Genomic DNA, 9,478 nt, shown 5'->3' with positions numbered 1-9,478 from the left:
CCTTTTCGCAGCCGCCGACCTTCCCGCTTGACATCCCCAAGACGCAAATGTGTGCGCACGCTAGCCCACAAGGGGAGAAGGAAAAAAGGAGCTACAGCTTCGCCAAAAGCTCCGGCGTCGGCCAGCCGTCGACCGGCAGGCCAAGCCGCATCTGCTCCTTGCGGATCGCCTCGCGGGTGTTGGTGCCCAGGATGCCGTCGACCGTTCCGACGTCATAGCCTTTGGCCTCGAGCTTTGTTTGCAATGCCCTCATCTGGGCGCCGTTGAGGCCGGGTTCGGGATTGCGCGGATCGAATTGCGGCGCACCCGCCAGCCGCAAGGCGAGATTTGCCGCGGTCAGCGCATAGGTGAAGGACTGGTTCCATTCGAGGTAGACGTCGAAATTGTCGTAGACGAGGAAGGCCGGCCCCTTGCGGCCCATGGGCAGCGCGAGACCTGCCTTCAGGCCGTTGTCGACAAGCGGCGTGCCGTTGGGGTTGGTGACACCCCACTGAGCCCACTGCGTCAGCGGCAGCCTGTTGGTGCGGCCAGTCTGGTCCCATGGCATGTCGTCGGGCACGCGGACTTCCTCGATCCAGGGCTGGTCGCGTTTCCAGCCGCGCGACATGATCTTGTTGGCCGTGGTCATGATAACATCCGGCGCGCTGCTGCGCAGGTCGACCAGACCGTCGCCGTCGCCATCGACGCCGCGGCCGAGATAATCGGACGGCAGCATCTGCGTCTGGCCGATTTCCCCCGCCCAGGCGCCGGTGACATCGGCCGGCACGACGCCGCGATCGATGAGGGTCAGCAGCGGCGTGATCTGCGGGCGAAAGAGCTGCGGGCGGCGGCAGTCATGCGAGAGCGTGACCAGTGCGTTCAGGGTGTGGAAATCGCCCTGCACGGCCCCGAAATCGGTTTCCAGCGCCCAGAAGGCGGCGATGATCGGCGGCTGGACGCCGAATTCCTGGTCGGCGCGGGCAAAGACGTCGGCGTATTTTTTCAGATTGGCGGCGCCCTGCTTCAGCCGGTAGGCCGAGATCATCCGGTTCGAGAACTCGATGAAGGTCTGGGTAAAGACGCCCTGGGCGCGGTCGCGCGCCAGCACCTTTTTGTCGGCGGTGGCCTTTTCCAGCGCCTCAAGGCCGGCAGTGCCGACGCCGGCGTTCCTGGCCTCCGCCGCTACGCCCTGCTTCCATGCCTCGAAATCGCCGCCGCATTGCTGTGCCACCGCTGGCGCCGCCGTGGCGGCCAGAAGCAGCGCCGCGAGAATTTCCAAGCGCAATCGCATCGCCATCCCCCAAGAAGATCACCAGCGGTTGCAAGCATCCTTCATTTGGCTGTGTCGAAAAGCAGGCGGCAGGCCCGGTGTCAACGGGTGTTCTGCCGCAGCCACTTGTTCCAGGCTGCTTCCGAGCCGTTGAAAACGTTGATATCGGCCTTGCCTGAGATGCCCGGCACAATACCGGTTCCGGTGTACTGCCAGAAGGTGAAGGGGTGGCTGCCGTATTTCTTGCGCGGATGGCCGGCCACCGAACGCAGCCAATAGGGATAGTCGCGGAAAACCGACAGGCCGTTGTCGTCGAAGAAATCGATCGAAGTGTAGATGATCGGCTTCTTGCCATAGTGGTTTTCGACGATTTCGAGGAATGTGCTCATCTCGCTGCGCACCGTGGCCGCATCGGGGCGCAGGTTGCAGGTCGGCGATTGCGGGTTCCATTCCATGTCGAGAACCGGCGGCATCGCCGAGCGGTCCTTGGGCACGTTCTGGATGAACCAGCGCGCCTGCGTGGCGGCCGGTGTGCAAAAATAGTAGAAATGATAGGCCGCGCGCGGGATTCCTGAGGCTTTCGTGCGGCTCCAATGCTCGTTGAAATACGCGTCGAAGCGATCGCCGCCTTCCGTCGCCTTGATGAAAACGAAGGAAATGCCGCTGGCCCTGGCAGCCGGCCAATCGACCGAGGTCTGGTATTTGGAGACGTCGGTGCCGTGAACGGCATAGCTCCACGGCGCGCCGCTGTCCCATTCATGCGGGTCGGAGTCGTCAAAACGGGGTGCGCGCACCGCAACGGTCGGGGCGCCCGGCAGCGACGGCGCAAGATCGTCGACGGTCGAGCAGGCGCCCAGCAGCGTCAGCAAGATGAAAGCCGCGAAACGGCGCATCGCTACTCCTGAACCGGTTTCAGCCGGCCGCTGATGGGTTGTTGCTGCAGGTGGTCCCTCGACCGTGCCCCCAAGCGATCGCCCCACAGGACCGCTCTATCTTTTAGAGTGCGCCGCTTCGGCGCGCCTTAATCTTTGTTATGCATGTCGTTATCCCAAAACCGCTGCGCACCCCCGGTTCGGGCCCGGGGGCATGCTTTTGGGTGACATGCATCAGTGATCGCCGATTATGGTTGATATTCCGTTGACAGCGCTCGACCAGAACCGCGATTTTGCCGAAGCAATGGCGGCAAATCGATGGCATGGATGAGCGTCCGGGGGGAGTCGGAAATGCGGATTGTTCTGAGGCTGGTGAAATGGCTGCTCGGGCTGGCCGTGCTGGCGGTCGCAGCACTCGCCGCCTGGCTTTACATCGCGCCGCCGGAACTGATCCGCGTCGGCTCGGGTTATACGGCCAAGATCGTCTGCTCGAATGTCTTTATCGCCGGACGCGATGCCGATGAGGTGCTCGCCGTCGACGTGCAGGCGCCGGGCCATCCGCTGCTCAGGCTGATGAGGGTCTCCGTCGACAAGGAGCAGGGCACGGTTTGGGCGGGGCTGTTCGGCGTGTTCGGCAAGAGCGTCGCGGTCGTTCGAGACGGGCTCGGCTGTGCTTCGGTTCCGGATGGCGACATCGCCACGGCCAAAGCAGCCGCCGGGCCGGCGCTGACACCGGCGCCGCCGCTCGATGCACACTGGCCGGAGGGCGACAGGGTCGATGCCTCGCAGAATCCCGAAATCGCGAACATCCTCGGCGATCCTGCAATGACCGGCGCCGGTATGCGGGCGGTGGTGGTGGTCAAGAACGGCCGCATCATCGCCGAGCGCTATGGCGACGGCTTTACCGAAAAGACGCCGCTGCTTGGCTGGTCGATGACCAAGACCGTAAATGCCGCGATTGTCGGCACGGTGGTGAAGGACGGCAAGGTGGTGATGACGAACCAGGGCCTGTTCGGACCCTGGAAAGCCGACGGCCGCGCTGCAATCAGTCTCGCTGATATGATGGCGATGTCGAGCGGGCTGGAGTTCAACGAGGATTATGGCGACGTTACCGACGTGACGCGGATGCTCTACCTCGAGCCTGATATGGCGGGCTTTGCCGGATCCAAGTCGCTGACCGGCGAGGTGGGCAAGGTATTTTCCTATTCGAGCGGCACGGCAGTGATGCTGTCGCGGCTCTGGCAGGATGCGATCGGCGATAAGGACGAGGCGCTGGCGTGGCCACGGGTCGCACTGTTCGACCCGCTCGGCATGAAGAGCGCGGTGCTGGAGGCCGACGAGCACGGCACCTTCGTCGGCTCGTCCTATCTCTACGCCACCGCGCGCGACTGGGCGCGCTTCGGCCAATTCCTGCTGCAGGACGGCGTCTGGAACGGCAAGGAGATACTGCCTGCCGGCTTCGTCGCCTGGATGCGGGAAGCCGTACCCGCCTCGAAAGTCTACGGCAGGGGCCAGGTGTGGATCGAGGGGCCGGGCGACGAGGAGAACCCCGGCGCCGGCATCGCTGCGGGCCTGCCTGGGGATACCTATTGGCTGGAAGGCCATGACGGGCAGACGGTCGCCATCATCCCCTCGGAGCAGCTGGTGGTGGTGCGGCTCGGCCTGACGCCCGCCAAGCTCCGCTACCGGCCGCAGACGATGGTGGCAGCGCTGGTGAAGGCGCTGCATTAGGGTCAAAACCCAATCACCTGAACGACCGAGTTCGAACCCTTCTCGGACATTTGACGCCGAGAGCCGGGACGACGCAAGTTGGGTGGGAAGCGGACGCTCCGTCGCTAGTCGTTTTTGGAGTACGGATCCTACGAGCACGGTAAGGCTCAATCTGTCGGCGCGGCCTCCAGTCCGGCGATATCGAATTTCACCATAGGCACCACTTCGGCGACGCGTTTGGATTGGCGCGATCGCTCGTCAGTTCACCTAAGCCGCCTCGGCAGGGTGTGAACTACTCGGGATAAGTCTCGACGCCCTCCGGCGCCGCCCTGTGGAAAAGGACAAATACCAAGGTATTGCCGGCCTCGGCCGTCGTATCGCTGCGCAGACCCGCCACCTCTCCAGCCACGCTGCTGGTGTACTCCGCAACCACCTCGCCGAAGCTGTTACGCTGAATGGCCACTTTCTGTCCGGGTCCGACCTTGTCGTTCAGCTTGACCAGATGCTCGACGAATCCGGCCTGGGTTGCCAGGATCGGGAACGCACTGTTGCCGACAAAAACATTCACATCCTTGCCTGTGCGTCCCATTGGCCCGGCAAGGATGCCATGATGCTTGAGGACGTTCATCGTGCCTTCAACGAATAGGGGAATCATCTCAAGGTCGAGGATACGCGCAGCACCAACCTCCGGACAAAAGGATGGGATACCCGCGGCGACAAACGCGTTATGAAGGACACTTGGATACACAGGATTGTCGAAGATCTGGCCCACTGGATAAAGTTCCAGCATCGCCTTGATCTCGGGCACATCCATGTCGCCAATATTGAATGCGGAGGCATCGAATCCGGTCGTCCCGGTATGGAAGTCGATTGCGACGTCAGCGTTCGGCCGAAGGAGCCGGTTGAACAGGAGACCGGCGTGGCGGCTGGCCGCACTGGCACCGTTCTCGTTGCCGGGCCATTCCCTATTCATGTCGATCAGGTCAATGCCCCTGCCAGAATTGGGCCATCTGCGCTGCATGCTTTCCATGGCTGGACGGGACACGTCCGTGACCGCCATCACCGTGCCCGACATCTCCGCCGGATCAAGTTGGTTCATCACGGTCTGGACCGTATGCACAGAACTCATCTCGTCACCATGCACACCACTGACCAGGACAGCGCGCTTGCCCGGCTTTGCCCCCCTAGCGACCGTCACAGACACATACCAGTGCTGTCCGGTGGGCATCTGCACGCCCTGAAAATACAAAAAATGCTCCTTGCCGGGCTCCAGGTCCTTGACGTCGAGCACGCTGACGACTTTTTTCCCCTGGATCACATCGCCGGTATAGACCGTTGCTGATGGCGCACCCGGTGTCGGGCTAACAGATGAAGCCGCTGAGTCCTGGGCGTTCGCAGGACCAGCATTGGCCGCGAAGACGGCCGCCGCGCCTACCGAGGCAATGGATGCTACAATTAGATCCCGGCGATCGAGGCCCTTTTTAGGTTTGTCCGACATGATGAGGATCTCCTTATGTCGTATGGAAAGCCAAAGTCGAATGCCAAACGTGTAGACTTTCGTAAGCAAACCGCTCGCATAACGCACTCGTCGCGGGCAGCGATCACATCCTGCCGCGAGCGGCAAGATACTGCTTCAATCGCGCGATCTGGTCGGCAGACCAGCCCCGCGGATCAGTCACCGCGAGCCACGCGTCGACGTAGTGTTCGGGCGCAAAGACATGACCATAGCCCATCGGCGTATTGGTCGCGACGGCCATGTCAAAGGCCAACTGTAGCATCGATACCACCGGATACCACCGCAGTTCCGGCGAGACGTCCGGGCCGCGTGGAGCGTCCATCCACTCGGGACGACGATAGAAGTCGCGATAATCGAAAAACGTAATCGCATCGCTGGCATATTGGAGGTAGACAATGCGCATGGGACCCCAAGGCGCGTCCGCCGGACCGGCCTCGCCATTCTGGTTCATGAAGCGGACGAACGAACCATTCCGGAACCGCGGCAACCAAGCGGGCGTACCGGCATTGCGATGCTCCGTTATGCTGCGCCAAATTCTGCTCTCAAAGGGCGGACCGCTCCACAGCGCCCCTTGGACAGGGTCACCAAGGATCTCGAAAAGCTCCACCGATCTCTCGGAGTTCATCGCTCCGAGGCTCAGGCCATGCAGATAGAGTTTGGGTCGCCTGTCGTGGGGAAGCGTCGTCCAGTATTCATAGACTGCGGCAAACAAAGCCCTTGCTGCTTCCGAGCCGTATTCCGGCTCGACCAGCAACGATAGCGGGCTCGACAGATAGGAGTACTGCTGGGCAACACTCGCCACGTCGCCATTGTGGAGGTATTCAACCGTATCCATCGAGGCGGGATCGATCCAGCCACTTCCGGTAGGCGTGATGACGACCAGTACGGAGCGTTCGAAGGCCCCGACGCGCTTTGATTCCTCAAGGGCAAGTTGCGCCCTCTCTTCGGCAGTGTCGGCCGCCCGAAGCCCCACATAGACCCGGATGGGTTCGCGCGCATCCTTTTGCGTGAACGTGCTTATCTCGCTAGCGGTAGGTCCCGTCGCGATGAACTCTCGTCCTGCCCGTCCAAGTTCTTTCCAGGTGACGAGGGAAGCGGCACTGCCGGTCTTGAGCGGAGGTATCGGCTGCGCTCGATCCGGTTCGACGAGGGCATCAAACGTTGCGAAGGACGAATCGGCGACGTAGAGCGCGTAGCGAACGAGCACGCCATTTGCGACCGCCCAGAACAACAGTATCGCGACAGTGAAACCGATCACATTCGAGACCCTGCGGGGGACGAAGCGGCCCGACCTTTCTGAAACCAAACGGGAGATGCGTTTGAAGAGCCGGGCCAGCGCGATGAGCATCAGGAACGTGACGATCGCGATGACGCAGACTTCAAGCGGATGCGCGCTCGTCACGGGTTCGAGGTGCATCAGTTGACGGATTGAATTTTGCCATTCCGCTGCCCACCATAAAAACAAGATGGCGATCGCTGCGCAAATGGCCGCGACGGCGATCTTGAGAGCAAGCAGGAACCGCTCACGCGGTTCCGGAAGCTCCATATAGGCCCACAGCCAGCGCCAGGCGACTCCGATGCCGTATCCGGCGGCGAAACATGCCCCGGAGAGCAGGCCCTGGGTCAGATAGGTTCGAGGAACAAGGGTCGGCGTAAGAGAAGCTACGAAGAACAGCGTGCCCACGACGAGGCCGCCGGCAGAAAGCGAGCGCCAGAACTTTGTCACCCAGTTACGCATTTGGCCGCTTCGCTTCTCCTAGGATAGCGGTCTCGCGATGAATACGACTAGCCCATCATGGCTTGCTCTCGCGTTTTGTAGAAGGAGGGCAGGATAAATTTCCAGCTGCTCCGTGTGGCAAGTCGCAATATCTGGTTGAGTTGCATTGCGATCGCCAAAAATCCCCGTCGCTGTTGGAGAGCCGATGTTTGCAAATGGCGCGACCGCACCGGGGAAGCCCGGACGAGTCAAGAGGATACTCGGTTGAGCGTTGGCCTTTCGCGCCGGAAGACACAAGCGGCGTTCGCCAGGTCTAGTCTAATCCGATTCAGAGTTCGTTCTCGTGAAGAGCGTGGCGAGGTGGATGGCAATGTCCGCTCCTGACGCGCGAAGTTGCCCGTCTTCGACTCCGGCTCGGCCTGACCTGAATTTCAACACACCCTGACTAGCTGCGCTGCCCGACCACGGCGAGCCATGCATAGCCGCGATAAAGTGTTCTGAATCGAAGGCTTGCGCCGACTTTTGCAGTTTCCGATTCCAGGACATCGCGCAGGGATTCACGCGGCTCGACGTGGAATTTTCTCAGCCAGCCGCGCAGCAGTGTGCGGAACCAGCCGGGCAGGGCCTCCTGCTGGCCGAAATCGACGACATGCAGCGAGCCGTTTGGCGAGAGGGCGGCAAGTGCCGCCGACACCGTCTTCTCCCAGCCGGGGATCATCGACAGCGAATAGGACACGAATATGCGGTCGAAGGTAGCCAGGCCGAACAGCGCCTCCGCATCGAAATCGGTGGCATCGCCGCGCGCCAGCGCAACACGGCCGGACAAGCCTTCGCGGGCCATGGCGGCGCTGGCCGTCTCCAGCATTTCGGTGGAAATATCGAGGCCGAAGAAGCGGGCGTCGGGATAGCGGCGGGCGGCGAGGACGATGTTGCGGCCGGTGCCGCAGCCGAGTTCGAGCACGGTGCCGCCTGCGGGCACATCCAGCCCTGCGATCAGCCGGTCGCGGCCGAGCAGGTAATATTTGCGGGTCAGGTCGTAGATGTGGCGCTGCCAGCGGTAGACGCCATCCATCAGCTCGGCGTGCCTGGCCGGCGGTTCGGCGTGCCTGGCCGGTAGTTCGGTCGCGCTCATGCGGCCTGCTTCACATAGAGATGGAAGCCGCCATAGATGGCCGACCGGTCGCGGGCCGAGAATTCGCGCGAGGCCCCGTCCGCATAATTCCACTGGTCGAGTAGCGAATTCGAGACCCGGCCGGGCAACAGGCTGGGTTCGGCCGCGGTGCGGAAGATGACGCGGGCATCAGTCGACGCGGTGCGGGTGATCTCGGCCCACAGCGCATTGAGCTGGTCGTCGGTCATCCAGTCCTGTGCGTCGAGCAGGACGAAGCGGTCGACCGAACCGGCATCCTTGCCGGCGAGGAATTCGATCAGATTGGCATGGTGGATGGCGACGCGGTCGACATTGTTGCGGATCGTCTTGTAGTTGCGCTTTTCGAGATAGGCGGGCAGTGCCGCCTCGCCAGGATTGGGATAGCGGCGGGCAAAAGCCTGCCAGGCGAAATAGTTGTTCTCTAGCGGAAAATCGCAAGCGAGCTTTTCGAGCCGGGCCTTCAGCACGCTGGCCATGGTGCCGTCGCCCGAGGTGATCAGCGAATCATATTGTGCCGGCGGAATGCCGAGACCGAACAGCGAGGCTTTTCGCGAGGTCGCCCATTTCAGCAGCGGTTTTTCGAAGACCGGGGCCAGTTCCTCGTCGAAGAAGCGGCGCTGGTCGGCGAGGCTTTTGGCTTCCATGATGCCGGCCGGATCGACGCCGAAGAATTTGGCGGTGCGATGGCCCATGGCGATGAACAAGCCGAGCAGCCCGGTCTGGTAGAAATTGCGGTCGAAGACGGCGATGCGGCGACGCCGGCGCCAGTTGCGACGCTCCCAGTAATGGCGGCTGACCGGGTCGAGATGCGGCGCGATGAAGCGGTCGTAGGCTTGCGAATTGTGACGGGTCTCGGCAGCGCCGAAGAAACGGAACAGGTCGCCCTGCGACGGCAGATGGCGCACCGCTTCGAGCTTCATGCGGTTCAGCGCGATGTGGGCAGCGTTGAGATCGACGGCGTCGATCCGTTCCGGTGACCGGGTGAGATAGGCGAGAATGTTGCAGCCGCCCGAGGCGATGGTGACGACGCGGTGGCTCTGGCCAAGCTGCATCGCGTCGATGTCGACATCGGGGTCTTCCCAGATCTGCGGATAGACGAGGCCGGAAAACAGCAACGCGAAGAGCCGTTCGGAGAGGCCGGCCTTCGACAGCGGGCGGTTCTGGTAGACGGCCTTGCCAACTTCCTTGCCGCGGCGAAAAACCAGTTCTCCGGAAATGTCGGTCATGGCAAGGCGATTCCCCGTTTGCTTTGCCGCAAGCGGGT

General features: G+C 62.2%; 7 protein-coding genes. 1 reads left to right on the top strand and 6 read right to left on the bottom strand.

Annotated features, from left to right (window positions below; translation table 11 throughout):
- Positions 1–91: 91 nt before the first annotated feature.
- Positions 92–1,270, bottom strand: a complete 1,179-nt coding sequence (locus CIT26_RS23640) for a lytic murein transglycosylase (protein WP_095494819.1) — start codon at positions 1,268–1,270, stop codon at positions 92–94.
- A gap of 80 nt (positions 1,271–1,350) precedes the next feature.
- Entirely contained in the window at positions 1,351–2,142 is a 792-nt protein-coding gene (locus CIT26_RS23635; protein ID WP_095494776.1) for a glycoside hydrolase family 25 protein, read from the bottom strand.
- A 330-nt stretch (positions 2,143–2,472) separates the two neighbouring features.
- Between CIT26_RS23635 and CIT26_RS23630 the strand changes: the two genes are divergently transcribed.
- Positions 2,473–3,852 (top strand): serine hydrolase domain-containing protein, encoded by a 1,380-nt coding sequence (locus CIT26_RS23630; protein WP_095494818.1) that lies wholly within the window; start codon positions 2,473–2,475, stop codon positions 3,850–3,852.
- A 271-nt stretch (positions 3,853–4,123) separates the two neighbouring features.
- On the opposite strand, the gene CIT26_RS23625 is transcribed toward CIT26_RS23630, so the two are convergent.
- The 4 genes from CIT26_RS23625 to CIT26_RS23610 form a co-directional block, all read right to left on the bottom strand.
- Positions 4,124–5,329 carry a M14 family metallopeptidase gene (locus CIT26_RS23625; RefSeq protein ID WP_095494775.1) on the bottom strand — a complete coding sequence of 402 codons (1,206 nt, stop codon included), beginning with the start codon at positions 5,327–5,329 and terminating at the stop codon, positions 4,124–4,126.
- A gap of 103 nt (positions 5,330–5,432) precedes the next feature.
- Positions 5,433–7,085: an alpha/beta hydrolase gene (locus CIT26_RS23620; protein ID WP_095494774.1), complete on the bottom strand. Its 1,653-nt coding sequence runs from the start codon at positions 7,083–7,085 to the stop codon at positions 5,433–5,435.
- A 424-nt stretch (positions 7,086–7,509) separates the two neighbouring features.
- A complete protein-coding gene (locus tag CIT26_RS23615) occupies positions 7,510–8,196 on the bottom strand; it encodes a class I SAM-dependent methyltransferase (protein ID WP_095494773.1) in 687 nt (228 codons plus the stop codon).
- Positions 8,193–9,440, bottom strand: coding sequence for a BtaA family protein (locus CIT26_RS23610; protein ID WP_245319530.1), 1,248 nt, complete (start codon positions 9,438–9,440; stop codon positions 8,193–8,195). The genes CIT26_RS23615 and CIT26_RS23610 overlap by 4 nt, the downstream gene beginning before the upstream one ends.
- Positions 9,441–9,478 lie beyond the last annotated feature (38 nt).

It is taken from the genome of Mesorhizobium temperatum, assembly GCF_002284575.1.
GTDB classification, from domain to species: domain Bacteria; phylum Pseudomonadota; class Alphaproteobacteria; order Rhizobiales; family Rhizobiaceae; genus Mesorhizobium; species Mesorhizobium temperatum.
The sequence above is the reverse complement of the archived record's forward strand: the minus strand, read 5'-3'. Positions and strand labels throughout refer to the sequence as shown.

Coding starts and splice junctions, on each gene's coding strand:
- CIT26_RS23615 (WP_095494773.1), bottom strand. CDS start 8,196: ATGAGCGCGACCGAACTACCGGCCAGGCACGCCGAACCGCCGGCCAGG.
- CIT26_RS23625 (WP_095494775.1), bottom strand. CDS start 5,329: ATGTCGGACAAACCTAAAAAGGGCCTCGATCGCCGGGATCTAATTGTA.
- CIT26_RS23635 (WP_095494776.1), bottom strand. CDS start 2,142: ATGCGCCGTTTCGCGGCTTTCATCTTGCTGACGCTGCTGGGCGCCTGC.
- CIT26_RS23620 (WP_095494774.1), bottom strand. CDS start 7,085: ATGCGTAACTGGGTGACAAAGTTCTGGCGCTCGCTTTCTGCCGGCGGC.
- CIT26_RS23630 (WP_095494818.1), top strand. CDS start 2,473: ATGCGGATTGTTCTGAGGCTGGTGAAATGGCTGCTCGGGCTGGCCGTG.
- CIT26_RS23640 (WP_095494819.1), bottom strand. CDS start 1,270: ATGCGATTGCGCTTGGAAATTCTCGCGGCGCTGCTTCTGGCCGCCACG.
- CIT26_RS23610 (WP_245319530.1), bottom strand. CDS start 9,440: ATGACCGACATTTCCGGAGAACTGGTTTTTCGCCGCGGCAAGGAAGTT.